Source organism: Pseudoalteromonas sp. S2721 (assembly GCF_005887425.1).
Lineage (GTDB): Bacteria > Pseudomonadota > Gammaproteobacteria > Enterobacterales > Alteromonadaceae > Pseudoalteromonas > Pseudoalteromonas simplex.
The window spans coordinates 15,163-36,458 of the sequence record NZ_PNCZ01000033.1; the positions used below are offsets into that span (position 1 = coordinate 15,163).

Here is a 21,296-nt window from a genome sequence, read left to right on the forward strand (position 1 = left end):
ACGCCACCATTAAAAGCTGTATTTAGCACTTAAATAAACACGACGTGGTTCACCAGGAAAGTGCCCTGTTCGTTCGATAAAGCCACTGCTTGCGTATTCTTTATCAAATAGGTTCTTAACTGATAGCTGCCATTGCCAGTTATCAACGGTTGTTTGCCACGCCATGTTGTAAACAGTGTAAGGTTTAACACGTTGACCGCCTAAACTAAGCTGTTCATCAACATAATCTAAGCCTGCAGAAATAGATGACGATAAGCTAGGTAGCTCATAGCGTGTCCATATACCTAGAGTATTTTGCGGCGCGTTAGCAAATTTATCACTATCAGGAATTTGATTGGTAATACTGTCGTTTGCTTCAGTAATACGGGTATCATTATAAGCATAGCTTGCAGTCACTACCCAGCTATCAGTAATATCGCCAACTACCTCAAGTTCAAAACCCTTACTTTGTACTTCACCAACGGCAACTAAATCATCAACGCCGTCACCTGCAACATCACCTAATAAGCTAGGTTGTAGGATGTTTTCGCGGACAATATCGTACACAGCCATATTAACAGCAAGCGTGTCTGCTAATAGTTTGGTTCTTAAGCCTAACTCGTTAATACGGCTAGTCTCCGGCGAGAACGGACCGCCCTTTGCTGTTTCTTGATTACTCGCACTTTGCGGCACAAAGCCTGTGCCATGCAGCGCATAAGGGAAGAACATATCGTTAATGTTATAGCTGGTACCAATACGGTAGGTTAAGTCGCTATCAGAAAACTCGGTTTGATTTAACAGATCTTTGTCTTCAAAACGATCATACCTTAAGCCAGCTGTCACACTCCAATTAGCGGTGATATCTAGTTGATCTTGTAAGTAAGCACCAAAGCGGGTGCTATTCGTTTTGCCAAGCCTAGGTGTAATACTATCAAGATCATAATCATCAGCAGAGGTTAAACCATACTCAGGGTTGTTAAGATCAAGTCCTGGTACTGGGCCACCTTTACTTTGTTGCGTAGCTGTACGGTAGACGCTTTCAAAATCATGTTCATACCAATCACTACCAAACAGCACTTGATGCTGCATATTAGCAAATGCAAACTCCGCAATCGCATTAGCTGTTAAGCTAAAGCCTTCGTTCTCACGAACTTGATCACGAAACTCACGATGGCTCCAATCAACAATTCCATCACCGTCAGTATCTACCAGACCTCTTGGTTCATGGTAGTTTTGCACTTCTTTGTTATCAAAATAACGTGCTGTGACATCTGTGCGCCAAACATCATTAAACTCATGTTTTAAAGTTGCCTGATAGACATGGGCTTCAACATTTTGAAAGTCTGTCGCCTCGTTATGATTCCAGCTAATATCAGTTAAAAAATTACCGTTATCATCAGCAGGTACACCACGTAAACGTGCCCCACCCAACTCTTGCTCTATATAGGTATACTGAGTGGTTAATTCGGTTGCACTGTTTATAAGCCACGTATAACCAAGATCAACAATGGTATTATCGCTGCTAGTATTAGCACGGAATGGCTTTTCAGTATCACGGTAAAGACCAACACGGTAAGCATGATTATCAAGTGATTCACTCAATGTTCCAGTGCTTTCTAATGCACCACTGAAGAAGTCATCATTACCTACTTCAACTTCAATACTGTGTTCACTGGTGAATTTAGGCTTCTTAGTTACATAGTTAATAATACCACCCGGATTACCACTACCGTATATAGCGCCAGCAGGCCCTTTTAACACCGCAACTTGTTCAATATTAAATAATTGCGGTACAGCAAAGCCATTGAAAGGGTCGCCCTTTACACCATCATATAAAATCTCATCTTGGCGGAAACCACGGAATGTCACGCCTGAATAACTAAAGGCATTAACACCAGCTATATTGCTATAAAGGTCGGTAATTTGGCGAGCAGCCTGATCACTAATCAGCTCCTGCGGCAAAATTTGAATTGACTGGGGAATTTTCTCTAAAGGTGTATTGGTACGAGTAGCAAAACTTGACTCGGTTGGGCGATATAAAGAAAACGCACGGCCAACAACTTCTATTTTTTCGAGTTCTTTTGAATCACTTTGATCCGAAGTAGTCACTTCAGTTTGAGCATGGGCAACGCCCGAAAAACCAGCAGCAAGTGCAATAAAAACAGCAGAAAGACGCATAATAAAAAACGATAAGATTTAGAATGCGCAACATGTTAATGAATATAGTTATCATTTTCAATGAGTGTTTATTATTAATTAAAGCTAAATAAAGTATTACTTACATCAGACTTTTGCTACCTCATTACTCAAACAGCTATTCGCATGAAATTAAGCCATAGGTTACAATAGAGCCAGCATTCATTCTTTTATTGGCATTATTTCATCGCATGATTAATCAAGACACAATTGCAGCACAAGCGACCGCACCAGGACGTGGTGGGGTTGGTATTATTCGCGTCTCTGGTAGCTTAGCTAAAACAGTGGCAGAACAGATTATTGGCCGTTGTCCTAAAACGCGTTACGCAGACTATGTACCATTTAAAAGCTTGAGCGGTGAACAGCTTGACCAAGGTATTGCTATTTACTTCCAAGGGCCAAATTCATTTACCGGCGAAGACGTACTAGAACTACAAGGTCACGGCGGCCCTGTCGTATTAGATATGCTATTAAAAGAAATTAGCCAAATTGACGGTGTACGTTTAGCAAAACCAGGTGAGTTCTCTGAGCGCGCATTTATGAATGATAAGCTTGATTTAACTCAAGCAGAGGCAATTGCCGATTTAATTAATGCAACCAGTGAACAGGCAGCAAAAAGCGCCCTCCAATCACTGCAAGGTGAATTCTCTAAACATATTGAAACGCTGGTGGAGAAAGTCATTCACCTACGTATGTATGTTGAAGCCGCAATTGATTTTCCTGATGAAGAAATCGACTTTTTATCAGACGGTAAAGTATCAACAGATCTCAATGCCATTATTGATCAGTTAGAGAATGTAACTCAGCAAGCTAAACAAGGTAGCATCATGCGTGAAGGTATGCGTGTTGTTATTGCGGGTCGCCCTAACGCTGGTAAATCAAGCCTACTTAATGCGTTAGCTGGCCGTGATGCAGCCATCGTTACCGAAATAGCAGGTACAACACGTGACGTATTACGCGAACATATCCACATTGATGGTATGCCACTACATATTATTGATACCGCAGGCCTGCGTGAAAGCCCAGATAAAGTAGAGCAAATTGGTATCGAGCGCGCATGGGATGAAATTAACCAAGCCGATCGCGTACTATTTATGTTAGACGGCACTGATACATCAGCCACTGACCCTCATGATATTTGGCCAGAGTTTATGGCCAAGTTACCAGAGGGTATGGGTGTTACTGTGATCCGAAATAAAGCCGATATTTCCGGTGAAAATGTCGGTATGGATGAACATGATCAATATCCGGTGATCCGTTTGAGTGCTAAAAATGCAGAGGGTATAGAGTTAGTTCGTACTCACTTAAAGGCATGTATAGGTTTCCAAGGCGCCACAGAAGGTGGATTTATGGCACGCCGTCGTCACTTAGATGCACTTGATCATGCTGCCTATCATTTAAACACAGGCAAAGAGCAATTAGAGATGCATGTTGCTGGTGAAATCTTGGCTGAAGAATTACGCCTAACTCAACAGTTCTTAAATGAGATAACGGGTGAATTTACCTCTGATGACTTGCTTGGGAAAATCTTTAGTTCGTTCTGTATCGGTAAATAAATTCCGGTCATCAATATTATAAAAAGAGTCGCAAGACTCTTTTTTATTTTTAGTCCAGTAATCAATTATCAGTTCAGGGCCGAAACCAGCCAGTAATTAACCTCATATCAATTAGTCTAGCGATGTCATTAAACGGAGGACATCATGGACAAATATCAACTTTTTCACCAATTACACCACCTGCATGGGGGCTTTGTACTCGCTAATGCATGGGATCTTAGTTCAGCACAATTCATCCAAGCTGCGGGAGCTAAAGCCGTAGCAACAACCAGCTGGGGAATTGCGGCAAGTTTAGGTTTAGCTGATGGTGAAAACATCTCTTTTCAAACTCAGTTAGCGCTGGTTAAAAGCTTAACCGAACACCTTCATATTCCACTCTCTGTCGATATAGAATCAGGCTACAGTAACGATCCGCTGCAAATTAGCGAAAACATTTTAGCGTTAGCAAGATTAGGAGTTGTAGGCATCAACATAGAGGACTCAGATAAAGACACTAACGCGCTGAGATCTACCGAGCAGCAATGCACTATTATTAGTGAAATAAAGAAAGTTCTTAACGAAAATGGCTTCGGTGGTTTATTTATAAACGCCAGAACCGATACCTACTTTGTTAGTGACTCCCCTTTTCAAGCAACATTAAAGCGAGCAAAAGCGTATCAAGATGCAGGTGCTGACGGTCTGTTTGTGCCCGGCTTAACGAACATAGAGCACATAACCGGCTTAGCTAACACAATAGATATGCCATTAAATGTGATGGCAATGAGCAATTTTAACTCAGCAAAAGCCGCTTTCGCTGGTGGTGCAAAACGGTTTTCATTGGGTAATTCGCTCTATGATCTAGTCGGTAATACGATAAAAACCAGTTTAACTCAGATCGAAAACTAACTTAGCGAGCTAAAAAATCAGATCAAAACAGCTTTTAAGATCGAATTTAGCTAAAAATGTTATCCACATTTGGGGCTTTTTTAGATCTAAAGGCTGATTTGATCATAAAAAAACGCGAAAATTTGAATTTATTTTCATACAACAGCCCTTTTTGATAACTAATTCTCTTAAAAACAGCCTTTATTAGCGCTTATTTAAGTTTTTTTCGATCTGTTTTATTGATCGCAAAATGCAAACCGATCGTTATCAACAAGCGATCTATCCACAAAACGATCATACTCACTATTTTTATCAGATCTGAAAATTTAAGCGCTTACACATAATTAAAGATCAACAACTTAGCAAAGTTATACAGTTTCCAATATTTAGCTTGATCAGAACTTTCCCCAAATTTATTAACAGCTTGATCAAAGGGTTTGATTTATGAATAAAAATAAAAAACCATTAAAAACAGTAAATTATAAAAAACATTGAATTAAAGCTGTCATTTTAAGCAGAAAAACTTATTCAGATCGTAATTCAACGCTTTACTCACACCCTAACTTAGTTATCATGTGGCCACTTATTTCTATACATGATCAATCACATGCAATCAGTAAATATCATCGTTGGCAGCCAAATGGGATCTGCAGAATACGTGGCAGAGCAACTAGCAGAAGCCCTTGAACAACAAGGGATCCAAGTACAGCTTCATGAACAGCCTGTATTTGATGATATTGATCAGCAAGATACTATTTGGTTGTTATGTACTTCTACATACGGCGCTGGAGACTACCCAGAGAACCTACTGCCGTTTGTTGAGTCTATTAACCAACAGGCTGATCTTAAAGGATTAAACTACAGTGTGATCGGATTAGGTGACACTAGTTACGACACCTATAATTATGCAGGCCGTAATCTAGATGAGTTATTAGCTAATAAAGGCGCAAACCGCGTGGCAGAACGCTTAGAGCTAAATATTCTTGATGAAGCATTGCCAGAAGACACGGCATTAGCCTGGCTACCAAGCTGGATCGAATCAGCAGGGCTCAATTAAGCCGATCGGTATTGATCGTTGTTATAAAAGTTACCCACAATTTACTGATAATTTAGATCGGATTGTGGATAAACACTGATCTAACTGCGATTTTAACCTAGTTTATCCCTTGGATAAGATCCAATCGATATTGCCCTGTGTATAAATAGCTCTTTTGATCAAAGCTTTTACGCGGGAAGATCCGATCATATTAACACCTTTAGATCTGCGTTAAGATCATGTTTTAAATGGTAAAGCGAACATTATCAACAGATCTAGCTGTTACTAGTAGTAAGAGTAATAAAAGATCTCTTTAAAAGATCCTTTATATTATTAGAGATCACCCACTTAGATCTTGAGTACTGTTTAATCATTTATCTTCTCTAAATTTCTAGGTAGAATACGCTCCCTTTACAAAGTTTTGCTGGTCGATTAAGTAGGATCCCATAAATGATTTTTCACGAACGTTTTGATGTTATTGTTGTAGGTGGTGGACATGCAGGTACTGAAGCTGCATTAGCATCTGCTCGCATGGGCATGAATACCCTATTGCTAACTCATAATATGGATACCCTTGGTCAAATGTCTTGTAATCCGGCAATTGGCGGTATTGGTAAAGGCCATTTAGTTAAAGAGATCGATGCACTTGGTGGTGCAATGGCTCAGGCTATTGATAAAGGCGGTATTCAATTTCGTACTTTAAACTCATCTAAAGGCCCTGCAGTACGTGCTACACGTGCACAAGCTGACCGTGCTTTGTATAAAGCTGCTATTCAACATACTTTACAACATCAAGAAAACTTAAAGATCTTCCAACAATCATGTGACGATCTAATCGTTGAAGGTGATCGAGTAATCGGTGTTGTAACGCAAATGGGTCTTCGTTTTAGTGCGCCTTCTGTGGTTCTTACCGTAGGTACTTTCTTAGGTGGTCAGATCCATATTGGTTTAGAGAACTTCAAAGGTGGTCGTGCCGGTGATCCACCTTCAATTGCACTTGCAGAGCGTTTACGTGAATTACCTTTCCGTGTTGATCGCTTAAAAACAGGCACGCCTCCTCGTATTGATGCGCGAACTGTTGATTTTAGCAAGATGCAAGAACAGCCTGGTGATACCCCTACGCCTGTATTCTCATTTATGGGTAAACAATCGGATCACCCACAGCAGATCCCGTGTTACATCACTTATACAAATGAAAAAACACATGATGTGATCCGCAATAACTTACATCGCTCACCTATGTATTCAGGTGTAATTGAAGGTATTGGTCCACGTTACTGCCCTTCAATCGAAGATAAGATCGTACGTTTTGCAGATAAAGACAAACATCAAATCTTTGTTGAGCCTGAAGGTTTAACATCATACGAATTATATCCAAATGGTATTTCTACGAGTTTACCGTTTGATGTACAGCTTGAAATTGTGCAATCAATCACTGGTTTTGAAAATGCACACATTTGTCGTCCTGGTTATGCGATTGAGTATGACTTCTTTGATCCGCGCGATTTAAAGCAATCATTAGAAACTAAGTTTATTAATGGTTTATTCTTCGCAGGCCAAATCAATGGTACAACCGGTTACGAAGAAGCAGGCGCACAAGGTTTAATTGCGGGTATGAACGCCGCATTACAAGTACAAGGCAAAGAGTCTTGGACACCTCGTCGTGATGAAGCATACACAGGTGTACTCATTGACGATTTAGCAACATTAGGTACTAAAGAACCATACCGTATGTTTACTAGCCGTGCTGAATACCGTTTATTACTTCGTGAAGATAATGCCGACATCCGTTTAACAGCTAAAGGCCGTGAACTTGGCTTAGTTGACGATGCTCGTTGGGCTGCATTTAACGAAAAAATGGAAATCATCGAAAAAGAAACGCAACGTTTAAAAGAAACATGGATCCACAAAGATCACGTTGCTGTTGATCAAGTAAATGCGTTATTAAAAACACCACTGACTCGTGAAGCGAGCCTTGAAGATCTGATCCGTCGTCCTGAAATTCGTTATAACGACTTAATGGCAATCGATGGTTTAGGTTCTGAGTTTGATAACCAGGCTGCACTTGAGCAAGTTGAGATCCATACTAAGTACGCAGGCTATATAGCTCGTCAGCAAGATGAGATCAATAAGCAGCTACGTCATGAACAAACTGTATTACCAAAAGACTTTGATTATTCAACTGTTTCTGGTTTATCAAATGAGGTTATTGCAAAGCTTACTGATAGTCGTCCAGATACAATTGGCCAAGCGTCACGTATTTCAGGTATCACCCCTGCTGCTATTTCGCTATTATTAGTCTATCTGAAAAAGCAAGGCTTACTGCGCAAGACTGCGTAGTTGGTGAGGAATACAGTGTTACAACAACAATTAACTTCGCTGTTAGCGCAAACTGATATTGCGCTAACAGAAAAACAGCAACAACAACTTGTGCAATATGTTGAATTATTAGACAAGTGGAACAAAGCGTATAACTTAACCTCTGTTCGTTTACCTGAAGAAATGATGGTTAAACATATTATGGATAGCTTAGTTGTTGCACCACACCTTAAAGGCAAACATTACATTGATGTAGGTACGGGTCCTGGTTTACCGGGTATCGTATTAGCCATCGCTTTACCTGATACACAATTTGTATTGTTAGATAGTTTAGGTAAACGCGTGCGTTTTTTGATGCAGGTAAAACATGCACTTGGTCTTGAAAATGTAACCCCAGTGCAGTCTAGAGTTGAAGAATATCAACCAAGTGTTAAATTAGATGGTGTATTAAGTCGTGCATTCGCCTCTTTACAAGATATGGTTGACTGGTGTGCGCACTTGATTGATCATTCAGGTAAATTTATCGCCTTAAAAGGCGTATTTCCGAGCGAAGAACTAGAATCATTACCTAAAGGTATTAAGTTTGATGAAAAAATCAGCTTGGAAGTACCTGAGTTAGATGCGCAAAGACATCTAATCATTCTATCTAAAGACTAGGGATCAGAGCACTGTGGCAAAAGTCATCGCATTAGCAAACCAAAAAGGTGGTGTTGGTAAAACGACCACCGCTGTGAACCTCGCGGCATCGATGGCCGCGACGAAGCGTAAAGTGTTATTAATCGATCTTGATCCGCAAGGAAACGCTACCATGGGTAGTGGTGTCGATAAATACGGTGATGTTGCGACTATTTACGATTTATTGATTGAAGAAACACCAATCGATGAAGTGATCAATAAAGAAACCTCAGGTGAGTATCACTTAATTGCTGCTAATGGCGATGTGACTGCCGCTGAAGTTAAACTAATGGAATTGTTTGCTCGTGAAGTGCGTTTACGTAATGCGCTTGAACAAATTCAAGACCAATACGATTTCATTTTTATCGACTGCCCGCCTTCACTTAACATGCTTACTGTTAATGCCATGGCTGCCGCAGATTCGATTTTAGTTCCGATGCAATGTGAGTATTATGCCCTTGAAGGTTTAACGGCATTAATGGATACCATTACGCAGCTATCTAAGCTAGTAAATCCAGCGTTAACAATTGAAGGGATTTTGCGCACCATGTATGATCCGCGCAATCGCCTTGCAAATGATGTATCAGAACAACTCAAACAACATTTTGGCGATAAAGTATATCGTACCGTTATCCCACGTAATGTCCGTTTAGCAGAAGCGCCGAGTTTTGGTGCCCCTGCCATGTATTATGACCGTGCATCAAGTGGTGCTAAAGCTTACTTAGCCCTAGCCGGCGAAATGTTACGTAGAAAAGAGAAAACATCTTCAGCAGTAGCCTAACTTCGAGGTAAAAAAATAACATGTCTGCTAAAAAACGCGGTTTAGGCCGAGGACTCGACGCTTTATTAAGTTCATCAAAACCTGCCCCAAGTGCAAATGATCAGCAACAAGCGACAGCAACACCAGAGCAAGTCTCTGAAGTAGTTGCAGAGCAAAGCAAAGGTGAGCTGCAAAAATTAGCGATTGAGTTTTTACAATCGGGTAAATATCAACCGCGTAAAGACATGTCTGAAGAAGCGCTAGAAGAGTTAGCCAGCTCAATTCGTGCTCAAGGCATCATTCAGCCAATTGTTGTGCGCCAAATTGGTGCAGACAAATATGAAATTATTGCTGGTGAACGTCGTTGGCGTGCTGCTCAACTTGCAAAATTAGATGCTGTTCCATGTATCATCAAAGATGTACCAGATGAAGCAGCCGTTGCGATCGCATTGATTGAAAATATCCAACGTGAAGACCTAAACGCGATGGAAGAAGCGATTGCATTGAATCGTTTACTTAACGAATTTGAACTCACTCATCAACAAGTCGCCGAAGCAGTTGGTAAATCGCGTACGACTGTGACTAATTTACTACGTCTAAATAACCTTAACGAAGATGTTAAAATCTTGTTAGAACATGGCGACATCGAAATGGGTCATGCACGTTGTTTATTGGCACTTGAAGGCGAAGCGCAGTCAGATGCTGCTAGATTAGCGGTTGCTAAAGCGTTGACTGTTCGTGAAACTGAGAAATTAGTTCGCTCTATTTTAGAACCAGCTCCGAAAAAAGAAGTGCAAGAAAAAGATCCGGATGTCAAACAGTTAGAACAAAAACTTGCTGAAAATTTAGGCGCCAAAGTAGAAATAAACTACAATAAAAAAGGCAAAGGCAAACTGGTTATCTCTTATACAACTCTTGATGAGTTGGATGGCATTTTAAGCCGTATAAATTAAGACTATTCCCGTCATTAATTAATAACATGTCCAAAAAGAGACATTTGTGGTGTTTTTGCACTACAAAGGGTCGACTCAAGTTGCAAAACTGGTAGGAATCAGTATAATTTCGCCAGTTTTCATACCCTGACAATTTAACGTTCTAAAGGTTAACAAAACGTGACTAATAGGTTAGCAAGGCCGTATAGGCTTGCCGCATTTAAATTAATTTGTCTTCAGGGTATCGTAGCATTAATCGCTGCAGTAATTGTTTTTATAGGTTGGGGAGTCAATGCCGGCCAGTCAGCGCTTGCTGGCGGAGCTGTTGCACTACTCCCTAATTTTGTATTTGCTGTCTATGCATTCCGTTATATGGGTGCAAGTCGAGTAAATCAAGTGTATGCCTCGCTAAAGCGCGGCAACGGATTAAAATTTATGCTAACAATCGTTTTGTTTGCACTGATACTGAAGTCTTACACGGTCGTTTTATTACCGTTTTTCTGTGTTTATGTATTGGTGTTATTTAGCGGATTGTTTGCGCCCGTTTTTTTTAATCATTAACTTTTGGGATATAACATGGCTGCAGAAGAAGTAACTCTATCAAGCCATATTCAGCACCACTTAACTAACGCTAAGATGTGCTCGACCGACGCTGGTCTTGCCTTCAACAAAGCGTGTGCAGACAGTGGTTTCTGGACATGGAATATAGATACCCTCGCATGGTCAATCGGTCTAGGTCTTGTATTTTTATGGATCTTCCGTAGTGCCGCTAAGAAAGCAAATACCGGTGTACCTGGTAAATTTCAGTGTTTCATTGAAATGATCGTTGAGTTCGTTGGCGACAACGTACGTGACACATACCACGGTAAAAGCGCATTAATCGCTCCATTAGCTCTAACGATTTTCGTTTGGGTGTTCTTAATGAACTTAATGGACTTGATTCCGGTTGATTTCCTACCTGCATTCGCTGGCTTCGTTGGCGAGCAAGCATTTGGTATGGATTCTCACGACGTTTACATGAAGATTGTACCTACCACAGACATCAACATGACTGCTGCACTTGCTATTGGTGTATTCATTCTGATGATCGGTTACGCAATCAAAATCAAAGGGATTGGCGGATTCTTAGCTGAATTAACGCTTCACCCGTTTAGCTCTAATAACAAGCTAGCGATGGTGTTCTTAATCCCATGTAACTTATTACTAGAAACAATCGCTTTAGTTGCTAAGCCGTTCTCGTTAGCACTGCGTTTATTCGGTAACTTATATGCTGGTGAGTTGATTTTCATCTTGATCGGCGCAGTTGGTTTAATGCAACTACCGTTGCACTTTATTTGGGCTGTATTCCACATCTTAGTAATCGTACTGCAAGCATTCGTATTCATGATGCTTACAATCGTTTACCTAAGCATGGCAAGCTCAGATAATCACTAATTTTTTACACTTTTAAATTTTAACTTTAATTTACAATTGAAACTTTGGAGAAAAAAATGGAACTAATGATTGGTCTTAAGTACATCGCTGTTGCTCTACTTATCGGCTTCGGTGCAATCGGTACTGCTATCGGCTTCGGTAACATGGGTGGTAAATTCCTAGAAGCTTGTGCTCGTCAACCTGAACTTGCACCTTCATTACAAGTTAAGATGTTCATCCTTGCTGGTCTAATCGATGCCGTAGCTATGATCGGTGTTGGTATCGCAATGGTATTGTTGTTCGTACTTTAATATTATTTTTTGAACAGCTTACTATTTTAAGGAGGAGCGGTCGTGAACTTAACAGCCACTCTTATCGGTGAATTAATTGCATTTACGGTTTTCGTACTTTTCTGTATGAAATACGTATGGCCACCACTAAATGGTGCAATTGAAGCTCGCCAGAAGAAAATCGAAGATGGTTTAGCTGCCTCTGATAGAGCCGAAAAAGACTTAGAACTTGCGCAAAAGAAAGCTGCTGAGCAGCTTAAAGAGGCAAAAGCTCAAGCGGCTGATATCATTGAACAAGCTAAAAAGCGTGCCACGCTAATCGTTGACGAAGAAACTGTTCGTGGTCAACAAGAGCGTGAAAAAATTATTGCTCAAGGGCACTCTGAAATCGAAGCAGAGCGTAACCGTGTAACAGAAGAACTACGTAAACAAGTAGCGACGCTGGCAGTGGTTGGTGCTGAGAAGATTTTAGAGCGCGAAATCAATCAAGCCGCACACAGTGACATCGTTGAAAAACTTGTCGCTGAGCTGTAATTAGGAGGGTATGAGCATGTCTGAATTGGCTACTATCGCTCGCCCATACGCTAAAGCGGCTTTTGAACTTGCCGTTGAAAAAGGCACTGTTGAAAGTTGGAACGACATGCTGTTCTTTGCTGGCCACGTTGCCAGCAACGAGCAAGCCGCTGCCGCGCTAGCTGGATTGCCTACTGCTACTGAACAAGCAGATCTGTTTATCAAGATCTGTGCAGAGCAGCTCAACGAACAAGGTCAGAACCTAATCAAGGTGATGGCTGAAAATGGACGTTTAGTTGCACTGCCTGCTGTTGCTGAGTTATTCGCTGAATTTAAAGCGGACTACGACAAAGAAATCGACGTTGACGTGATTTCTGCAACACCGCTTGCTGCTGAGCAGCAAGCAACATTGGTAGCGGCACTTGAAAAACGTTTCGCACGCAAAGTTAAGCTGAATTGTAGTGAAGATACTACAGTTGTTGGCGGTCTTATCATTAAGGCGGGTGACACTGTAATCGACGGCTCAGTACGTGGCAAATTAGCCCGCTTAGCTACATCACTACAATCGTAATTGGGAAAAAGAGCATGCAACTTAATTCCACTGAAATTTCAGATCTGATCAAACAACGTATTGAGCAGTTCGAAGTTGTAAGTGAAGCTCGTAACGAAGGTACTATCGTATCTGTTACTGACGGTATCATCCGCATCCACGGTCTTGCTGACTGTATGCAAGGTGAGATGATCGAGCTTCCTGGCAACCGTTATGCTATCGCACTAAACCTTGAGCGTGACTCAGTAGGTGCTGTAGTAATGGGTCCTTACGCTGACCTTAAAGAAGGCGTAAAAGTTAAATCAACTGGTCGTATCCTAGAGGTTCCTGTTGGTCGTGGTCTACTTGGTCGTGTTGTTAACACACTAGGTGCACCTATCGACGGTAAAGGCGCTTTAGATAACGACGGTTTTGAACCTGTTGAGAAAATCGCACCAGGCGTTATCGAACGTCAATCAGTAGATGAGCCAGTACAAACTGGTTATAAATCTATCGATGCGATGATCCCAGTAGGTCGTGGTCAACGTGAGCTTGTGATCGGTGACCGCCAAACTGGTAAAACTGCATTAGCAATTGATGCTATCATCAACCAAAAAGGTACAGGCGTTAAGTGTGTGTACGTTGCAGTTGGTCAAAAAGCATCTACTATCGCTAACGTAGTACGTAAATTAGAAGAGCACGGTGCATTAGAAAACACGATTGTTGTTGTTGCATCTGCTTCTGAATCTGCGGCACTTCAGTACCTAGCACCATTCTCTGGTTGTACTATGGGTGAATACTTCCGTGACCGTGGTGAAGACGCGCTAATCGTATATGATGATTTATCTAAGCAAGCTGTTGCTTACCGTCAAATCTCATTACTACTTAAGCGTCCACCAGGCCGTGAAGCATACCCAGGTGACGTATTCTACCTTCACTCACGTCTTCTAGAGCGTGCATCACGTGTAAACGCTGATTACGTTGAGAAGTTCACTAATGGTGAAGTGAAAGGTAAAACAGGTTCATTGACGGCATTGCCAATCATTGAAACTCAAGGCGGCGACGTTTCTGCGTTCGTACCGACAAACGTTATCTCTATCACCGATGGTCAGATCTTCTTAGAAACTGACTTATTCAACTCAGGTATCCGTCCAGCTGTTAACGCTGGTATCTCGGTATCTCGTGTTGGTGGTGCAGCGCAAACTAAAATCGTTAAGAAACTAGGTGGTGGTATCCGTCTAGCGTTAGCTCAGTACCGTGAATTAGCTGCGTTCTCGCAGTTCGCGTCTGACCTTGACGATGCAACACGTGCTCAATTAGAGCATGGTGAGCGCGTAACAGAGCTAATGAAGCAGAAACAGTACGCACCAATGTCTGTTGCTGAAATGTCTCTGTCGCTATTTGCTGCTGAAAAAGGCTACCTAAAAGACATCGAAATCGCGAAAATCATGGATTTCGAAGCTGGCCTAATTTCTTACGCAAACAGCACATACGCAGAGCTAATGGCTCAAATCAATGAAACTGGTAACTACAACACTGAGATTGAAGCTCAACTTAAAGAACTTCTAGAGAAGTTCAAGTCGACGCAAACTTGGTAATTTAGTTATGAATGGTGAGCTTTAGGCAACTAAAGCCCACCTGATTCGGAGAGAGAGTCATGGCCAGCGGAAAAGAGATTAAAAGCAAGATCGGGAGTATCAAGAATACTCAAAAGATCACCAGCGCAATGGAAATGGTTGCTGCGTCTAAAATGAAAAAAGCGCAGGAACGTGTGGCGTCAAGCCGTCCATACGCTGAAAACTTACGCCAAGTGATTGGTCGTGTTGCTCAAGCAAATCTTGATTTTACTCACCCTTTCTTAGAAGAGCGTGAAGTAAAACGAGTTGGTTATATTGTTATCTCTACTGACCGTGGTCTATGTGGTGGCTTGAACTCAAACGAGTTCAAAAAAGTTGCCCTAGATGTTAAAGCGTGGAAAGAAAAAGGCGTTGAAGCTGAATTTACTACTTTAGGTAGCAAAGCAGCTGGCTTTTTCCAACGTTTTGGCGGTAAGTTAGTCGCTAAAAAAGCGAACTTAGGAGATACACCTTCACTACAAGACGTTATTGGTCCTGTAAAGACAATGCTAGATGCATACTCTGAAGGTAAAATTGACCGCTTATACGTAGTATTCAACAAGTTCGTTAATACTATGAAGCAAGAGCCAACAATCGATCAGTTACTCCCTTTGCCAAAAGCTGAAGAAGAAGTATCTCAACATTCTTGGGATTACTTATATGAGCCAAACCCAGAAGCGATTTTAGAAGCTCTGTTAGTACGCTTTATTGAGTCTCAAGTATACCAAGGTGTAGTTGAGAACGCTGCCTCTGAACAGGCTGCCCGTATGGTTGCAATGAAAGCTGCAACTGATAACGCTGGCGACCTTATGGATGAGTTACAGCTTGTTTATAACAAGGCTCGTCAAGCTGCAATCACACAAGAAATTAGTGAGATTGTTGGCGGTTCGGCAGCAGTTTAACGCTTCGGCAAAGTTTAATGAGAGGAATAGACATGAGTTTAGGTAAGGTCGTCCAAATTATCGGCGCCGTTGTGGATATCGAATTTCCACAAGACAACGTGCCAGCCGTATATGACGCACTAAAAGTAACAGATGGCGACTTAGCTGGTTTAACTTTAGAAGTTCAACAACAGCTAGGTGGCGGTGTGGTACGTGGTATCGCACTTGGTACTACTGACGGTTTACGTCGTGGTACTGCAGTAGAAGGTACAGGTCAGCCAATCCACGTTCCAGTAGGTACGAAGACACTAGGTCGTATCATGGACGTATTAGGTAACCCTATTGATGAAGCTGGTCCAATTGGTGAAGAAGAGCGTATGTCTATTCACCGTGCAGCACCTTCTTATGAAGAACAATCAAGTTCAGTAGAACTTTTAGAGACTGGTATCAAGGTAATCGACCTTGTATGTCCATTCGCTAAAGGTGGTAAAGTTGGTCTATTCGGTGGTGCCGGTGTTGGTAAAACCGTAAACATGATGGAACTTATCCGTAACATCGCAATCGAGCACAGCGGTTACTCAGTATTCGCAGGTGTTGGTGAGCGTACTCGTGAGGGTAATGACTTCTACCATGAGATGAACGACTCAAACGTACTAGACAAAGTATCTCTAGTATACGGTCAAATGAATGAGCCACCGGGTAACCGTTTACGCGTAGCGTTAACAGGTCTTACTATGGCTGAGAAGTTCCGTGACGAAGGTCGTGACGTACTTTTCTTCGTTGATAACATCTACCGTTATACTCTAGCGGGTACAGAGGTATCAGCACTTCTAGGTCGTATGCCTTCAGCAGTAGGTTACCAACCAACTCTTGCTGAAGAAATGGGTGTACTTCAAGAGCGTATCGCATCTACTAAGACGGGTTCAATCACTTCAATCCAAGCGGTATACGTACCTGCGGATGACTTAACTGACCCATCTCCAGCAACAACGTTTGCTCATTTAGATGCAACAGTAGTACTTTCTCGTGATATCGCTTCACTTGGTATCTACCCTGCGGTAGACCCACTTGATTCATCTTCACGTCAACTTGACCCACTAGTAATCGGTCAAGAGCACTACGATACAGCGCGTGGCGTTCAAACAGTTCTTCAACGTTATAAAGAACTTAAAGACATCATCGCAATCCTAGGTATGGACGAGCTTTCTGACGAAGATAAGCAAGTTGTATCTCGTGCACGTAAAATCCAGCGTTTCCTATCTCAGCCGTTCTTCGTTGCTGAGGTATTCACAGGCGCGCCTGGTAAATACGTGTCACTTAAAGACACAATTGCTGGCTTCAAAGGTATCTTAAACGGTGAGTTTGATGATATGCCAGAGCAAGCGTTCTACATGGTTGGCTCTATTGAAGAAGCTCAAGAAAAAGCCAAAAGCATGTAATTAGGAGGGTAGTATGGCGGCTATGACTGTACATCTTGACGTAGTAAGCGCAGAAGAGAGCTTGTTCTCTGGTCTGGTTGAATCGATTCAAGTGAGTGGTAGTGAAGGTGACCTTGGTGTTAACTATGGTCACGCTCCATTATTAACTGCCCTAAAACCTGGTATGGTACGTTTAGTTAAGCAATTTGGTCACGAAGACGTGATGTATATTGCTGGCGGCACGCTAGAAGTTCAACCGGATCGCATCACGATTCTTGCAGATACTGCAGTACGTGGTGAAGACCTAGACGAACAAGCGGCTGAAAAAGCTAAACGTGATGCTGAAGAGCAAATGGCGAATACGTCAACTGCTGAGTTAGATTATCAACAAGCTGCAGTGCAACTTGCTGAAGCAATCGCTCAACTTCGCGTAATTCAACAATTACGTAAAAAGTAAGCCTACTCGGTTTTCAAAAAGCCCACTTAATGTGGGCTTTTTTGTGCCTAAAATTCACCGTTTAGCGCCCTACTTTATATTTATACTTATATCCTTCATTAAAGCTCGCTACAATAGTGTAAATTAATAGTGAATAGCTGTTTCATTCAAGGTTCAGTCCAATGCATTAGGATTGCGTATTTACACATGATGTGACTTACACAACTTTGTATGTTTTCCAGAACTCACAAAATATTGCACACCTAAAACAAAGAAAGAAGGATATTGTTTTAATGTCTTTGACTACCGTTATTCTTGCTGCGGGTAAAGGCACCCGTATGCGCTCTGCTCTACCTAAGGTATTACACAAAGTTGCTGGTAAACCTATGGTTCAGCACGTTATTGATAATGCCACTGCCCTTGGTGCTCGTGAAACAAATCTTGTTTACGGTCATGGCCGTGATCAGCTTCAAGAAGCCCTATCGCACAACCAAGTAAACTGGGTATTACAAGAAGAACAACTCGGTACGGGTCATGCTGTCGCTGTTGCTAAAGAACACATTGCCGATGATGACACCGTATTAATTCTCTATGGTGATGTGCCACTAACAAAACGCGCGACCTTAGAAAAGCTACTTGCTGCGACTCCAGAAAAAGGCTTAGCAGTATTAACGGTTACCTTAGATGACCCATCAGGTTATGGCCGAATGATCCGTGAAAATGGCAAGCTAGTAGGTATTATCGAACAAAAAGATGCTTCACCTGAGCAACTTGCAATTAAAGAAATCAATACCGGTATTATGGCTGCTAATGGTGCGCTACTTAAACGTTGGTTAGGTAACCTATCTAACAATAACGCTCAAGGTGAATATTACTTAACAGATATTGTTGCGATGGCACACAGTGAAGGTGTTGAAATTACCTCTGCACAGCCTGAGCATCCGATGGAAGTTGAAGGTGCTAATAATCGCGTACAACTTTCAGCGCTTGAACGTGCATACCAAGCATGGCAAGCAGAAGAGCTAATGCTAAACGGCGCAACACTTGCTGATCCTGCTCGTATTGATGTACGTGGTGAAGTAACGACTGGCGAAGATGTTCTCATCGACGTTAATGTTATCTTCGAAGGTAAAGTAACTCTGGGTAATAACGTACAAATTGGGCCAAATTGCGTACTTAAAGATTGTACTATCGGCGATAACGTTGTTATTAAAGCTAACTCACTTGTTGAAGAAGCCAGTGTTGCTGCTAAATGCACTTTAGGCCCATATGCCCGCCTTCGCCCTGGTGCGATTATGGAAGAAGACTCGCACATTGGTAACTTCGTTGAGATGAAAAAGACTCGCTTAGGCAAAGGCTCAAAAGCAAACCACCTAACCTACTTAGGCGACACTGAAGTTGGCGAAAAAGTTAATATTGGCGCAGGGACTATTACTTGTAACTATGATGGCGTAAATAAATCAAAAACCATTATTGGAGATAACGCCTTTATCGGTTCTAATTCATCACTGGTGGCCCCTGTTAATATTGGCTCAATGGCAACGATTGGCGCAGGTTCGGTTATTACTAATACAGTTGAAGACGAACAGCTTGCAGTCGCTCGTGGTAAACAACGTAACCTTACTGGTTGGAAGCGCCCAACTAAAAAGTAATGAGCTACCCTACTAATTTATAAATAAAAAGCGAGTTTATACTCGCTTTTTTTATGGCTAAATTTTGTTCACATAAAAGTGCCATATAGTTGTAATGCCTGCGTGTTGTAATTGCCCTAATACAATTCCAAGGAAAAATAATAATGTTAAAAAGATCAATTATTGCGCTATCACTTTTAACCATTCTTTCTGGCTGCTCATTAGACGGTGACGACGGCAAAGACGGCCTACAAGGTGAGCAAGGTCCTGCAGGTCAAAATGGAACTGATGGAGTAAATGGCACCGATGGTACAAACGGAAATGACGGAGCAAATGGTACAGATGCAAACGCCGCTTTAACTATAAATCTTATCGGCCGTGCAGTGCTGAACGCAGAAAGCCCTGAAGGTGCTGCGGAAATTGTTGCTTACCAAGCATCTAAACAACGAATATTTGCTATCAATAGTTCCGGTGATTCTGCGGTCGTTAATATCATGAAAGCCGATAGCTTTGACCGTGCAGCTTTAGTTAAAGATAACGAAGGGGTTATAAACGGCACTAATTTAACCTCAGAGATTACCCTTGCACTTAATGAGCACAGTGTGGGTGATGCGAACAGTATCGCGATTGATGCTAATAATGAACTTTTAGCCGTTGCAATGGCAGCTAGTAATACCGGTGATGCAGGTTTAATCGCATTTTATGATATTAGTGGCGACGAGCCTCAGTTTATTAAAAATGTCACTGTAGGCGCCCTGCCCGACATGGTTACTTTTAGCCATGATGGCAATAAAGTACTGGTTGCAAATGAAGGTGAACCTAATGGTAACTATAGCATTGACCCTGAAGGCTCTATCAGCATTATTAATATTAATGATGGTGTAATTGCAGATACTGCTATTAGCATTACTTTTTCGGCTTATAACGACAAACAAGCAGAGCTTGAAGAACTTGGGATTGTATTTGCTAACCCGACAGGTCGAACAATCAACGGTAACTTGATTAATACAACCGTAGCAATGGATTTAGAACCTGAATACATCAGCGTTTCGAAAGACAATAAGTTTGCCTACGTCTCACTACAAGAAAATAACGCCCTTGCTATCGTCAACCTTGAAGATAATAGCCTAGAGCTTAAAGGATTAGGTTTTAAAGATTGGTCCAATTTACTTTTTGATGCATCTGATAAAGACGGTGGCGTTAACTTTAAATCGTACCCTGGTCTCTATGGCATGTATCAACCAGATACGATTTCAAGCTTTACTTGGAAAGGTGCTAACTTTATTGTCACAGCGAACGAAGGTGATGCACGAGAATACTTCTTTGATACAACCGACGAAGCTGATTGTTTAGCAAAAGGTGGTCTAGATTACGATGAAGATGATGGTTGTTTATCATATATAGATGAAACCAGAGCTAAAGACTTAACACTGGCAAGCAATTTTGACTACCTGAACAATGACAACAGTGATATTGGCCGTTTAAAAGTAACCACTGTTAAAGGTGATGAAGATAATAATGGCGAATATGAATCACTCTATGCATATGGTGCTCGCTCTTTTACCATCTGGGATAGTAACGGCATGGTGGTTTTTGACTCGGGCGATCAAATCTCACGTATTACTGCATCAGTTCACGGAGCAGCATTCAATAATAACGAAGATGAAAATGAAGGTGATAGTCGCTCTGATGACAAAGGTGCAGAACCAGAAGCGTTAGCACTGGGTACTATTGGCGAACGTACATTTGCATTTATTGGTTTAGAGCGTATGGGTGGCATTATGGTGTTTGATATTACTAATCCATACAATGTGACATTCCAAGATTACTTTTTTAATCGTGGCCTAGAAGCTGATGCAGATATAACAGGTGATCTTGCTCCTGAAGGTATGGCATTTATACCTGCAGAACAAAGTGCAACGAATGAAGCATTGCTAGTTGTTGGTAATGAAATTTCGGGTTCAATCGCTGTTTGGGAAATTTCTACTAACTAATCCGCCTTATAAAAATAAAAAGCGACATAGCTAATTTAATGTATGTCGCTTTTTCTATGCCATTTTATCCTCACAAAAATGACTGCTTTTTGAGCTAAAACCCCTCTGTAACCCTTTATTTGTATGGTTATTGCACTAATTTGAAAATATTCAAAAAAACCTTCAAAAAGTGCTTGCGTTAATTCTTCGTATCCCTATAATGCGCATCCACTGACACGGCGGGCAGCAATGAAAAGGGCTGAACAAAGTGACAGAGAG

The 21,296-nt window shown here is 41.5% G+C and carries 19 protein-coding genes; 18 read left to right on the top strand and 1 reads right to left on the bottom strand.

Annotated features, from left to right (window positions below):
- Positions 1-9: 9 nt before the first annotated feature.
- Positions 10-2,157 carry a TonB-dependent siderophore receptor gene (locus CWC02_RS13225; protein ID WP_138618670.1) on the bottom strand — a complete coding sequence of 716 codons (2,148 nt, stop codon included), beginning with the start codon at positions 2,155-2,157 and terminating at the stop codon, positions 10-12.
- Between the two features lie 209 nt (positions 2,158-2,366).
- Here CWC02_RS13225 and mnmE point away from each other — a divergent pair, with 209 nt between their 5' ends.
- From mnmE to CWC02_RS13315, 18 genes are all read left to right on the top strand, one after another.
- Positions 2,367-3,731: a tRNA uridine-5-carboxymethylaminomethyl(34) synthesis GTPase MnmE gene (gene mnmE, locus CWC02_RS13230; protein WP_138618672.1), complete on the top strand. Its 1,365-nt coding sequence runs from the start codon at positions 2,367-2,369 to the stop codon at positions 3,729-3,731.
- A gap of 144 nt (positions 3,732-3,875) precedes the next feature.
- Positions 3,876-4,616: an isocitrate lyase/PEP mutase family protein gene (locus CWC02_RS13235; RefSeq protein ID WP_138618674.1), complete on the top strand. Its 741-nt coding sequence runs from the start codon at positions 3,876-3,878 to the stop codon at positions 4,614-4,616.
- A 586-nt stretch (positions 4,617-5,202) separates the two neighbouring features.
- Positions 5,203-5,652, top strand: a complete 450-nt coding sequence (mioC, locus tag CWC02_RS13240) for an FMN-binding protein MioC (protein WP_054554800.1) — start codon at positions 5,203-5,205, stop codon at positions 5,650-5,652.
- A gap of 429 nt (positions 5,653-6,081) precedes the next feature.
- The gene (gene mnmG, locus CWC02_RS13245) at positions 6,082-7,971 is read left to right on the top strand and encodes a tRNA uridine-5-carboxymethylaminomethyl(34) synthesis enzyme MnmG (RefSeq protein WP_138618676.1); all 1,890 of its coding nucleotides are present in this window, start codon (positions 6,082-6,084) and stop codon (positions 7,969-7,971) included.
- Between the two features lie 15 nt (positions 7,972-7,986).
- Positions 7,987-8,607 carry a 16S rRNA (guanine(527)-N(7))-methyltransferase RsmG gene (gene rsmG, locus CWC02_RS13250; protein WP_138618678.1) on the top strand — a complete coding sequence of 207 codons (621 nt, stop codon included), beginning with the start codon at positions 7,987-7,989 and terminating at the stop codon, positions 8,605-8,607.
- 13 nt (positions 8,608-8,620) lie between these two features.
- Positions 8,621-9,406 carry a ParA family protein gene (locus CWC02_RS13255; protein ID WP_054554803.1) on the top strand — a complete coding sequence of 262 codons (786 nt, stop codon included), beginning with the start codon at positions 8,621-8,623 and terminating at the stop codon, positions 9,404-9,406.
- A 20-nt stretch (positions 9,407-9,426) separates the two neighbouring features.
- On the top strand, positions 9,427-10,338 hold the full coding sequence (locus CWC02_RS13260) for a ParB/RepB/Spo0J family partition protein (protein WP_138618681.1): 912 nt from the start codon (positions 9,427-9,429) through the stop codon (positions 10,336-10,338).
- A 159-nt stretch (positions 10,339-10,497) separates the two neighbouring features.
- Positions 10,498-10,878: an ATP synthase subunit I gene (locus CWC02_RS13265; protein WP_054554805.1), complete on the top strand. Its 381-nt coding sequence runs from the start codon at positions 10,498-10,500 to the stop codon at positions 10,876-10,878.
- Positions 10,879-10,893: 15 nt separating this feature from the next.
- Entirely contained in the window at positions 10,894-11,751 is an 858-nt protein-coding gene (gene atpB / locus CWC02_RS13270; RefSeq protein WP_054554806.1) for a F0F1 ATP synthase subunit A, read from the top strand.
- 56 nt (positions 11,752-11,807) lie between these two features.
- Positions 11,808-12,041 carry a F0F1 ATP synthase subunit C gene (gene atpE / locus CWC02_RS13275; RefSeq protein WP_010561330.1) on the top strand — a complete coding sequence of 78 codons (234 nt, stop codon included), beginning with the start codon at positions 11,808-11,810 and terminating at the stop codon, positions 12,039-12,041.
- A gap of 42 nt (positions 12,042-12,083) precedes the next feature.
- Complete coding sequence (atpF, locus tag CWC02_RS13280) at positions 12,084-12,554, top strand: F0F1 ATP synthase subunit B (protein WP_054554807.1); 471 nt, start codon at positions 12,084-12,086, stop codon at positions 12,552-12,554.
- 16 nt (positions 12,555-12,570) lie between these two features.
- A complete protein-coding gene (atpH, locus tag CWC02_RS13285) occupies positions 12,571-13,104 on the top strand; it encodes a F0F1 ATP synthase subunit delta (protein WP_054554808.1) in 534 nt (177 codons plus the stop codon).
- A gap of 14 nt (positions 13,105-13,118) precedes the next feature.
- Positions 13,119-14,660 (top strand): F0F1 ATP synthase subunit alpha, encoded by a 1,542-nt coding sequence (gene atpA / locus CWC02_RS13290; RefSeq protein WP_138618683.1) that lies wholly within the window; start codon positions 13,119-13,121, stop codon positions 14,658-14,660.
- A 59-nt stretch (positions 14,661-14,719) separates the two neighbouring features.
- Positions 14,720-15,580 carry a F0F1 ATP synthase subunit gamma gene (atpG, locus tag CWC02_RS13295; RefSeq protein WP_054554810.1) on the top strand — a complete coding sequence of 287 codons (861 nt, stop codon included), beginning with the start codon at positions 14,720-14,722 and terminating at the stop codon, positions 15,578-15,580.
- A gap of 32 nt (positions 15,581-15,612) precedes the next feature.
- A complete protein-coding gene (atpD, locus tag CWC02_RS13300; RefSeq protein ID WP_054554811.1) occupies positions 15,613-16,998 on the top strand; it encodes a F0F1 ATP synthase subunit beta in 1,386 nt (461 codons plus the stop codon).
- 13 nt (positions 16,999-17,011) lie between these two features.
- Positions 17,012-17,434 carry a F0F1 ATP synthase subunit epsilon gene (locus CWC02_RS13305; protein ID WP_054554812.1) on the top strand — a complete coding sequence of 141 codons (423 nt, stop codon included), beginning with the start codon at positions 17,012-17,014 and terminating at the stop codon, positions 17,432-17,434.
- A 272-nt stretch (positions 17,435-17,706) separates the two neighbouring features.
- Entirely contained in the window at positions 17,707-19,065 is a 1,359-nt protein-coding gene (gene glmU / locus CWC02_RS13310) for a bifunctional UDP-N-acetylglucosamine diphosphorylase/glucosamine-1-phosphate N-acetyltransferase GlmU (RefSeq protein ID WP_138618685.1), read from the top strand.
- A 143-nt stretch (positions 19,066-19,208) separates the two neighbouring features.
- Entirely contained in the window at positions 19,209-21,038 is a 1,830-nt protein-coding gene (locus CWC02_RS13315) for a choice-of-anchor I family protein (RefSeq protein WP_138618687.1), read from the top strand.
- Positions 21,039-21,296 lie beyond the last annotated feature (258 nt).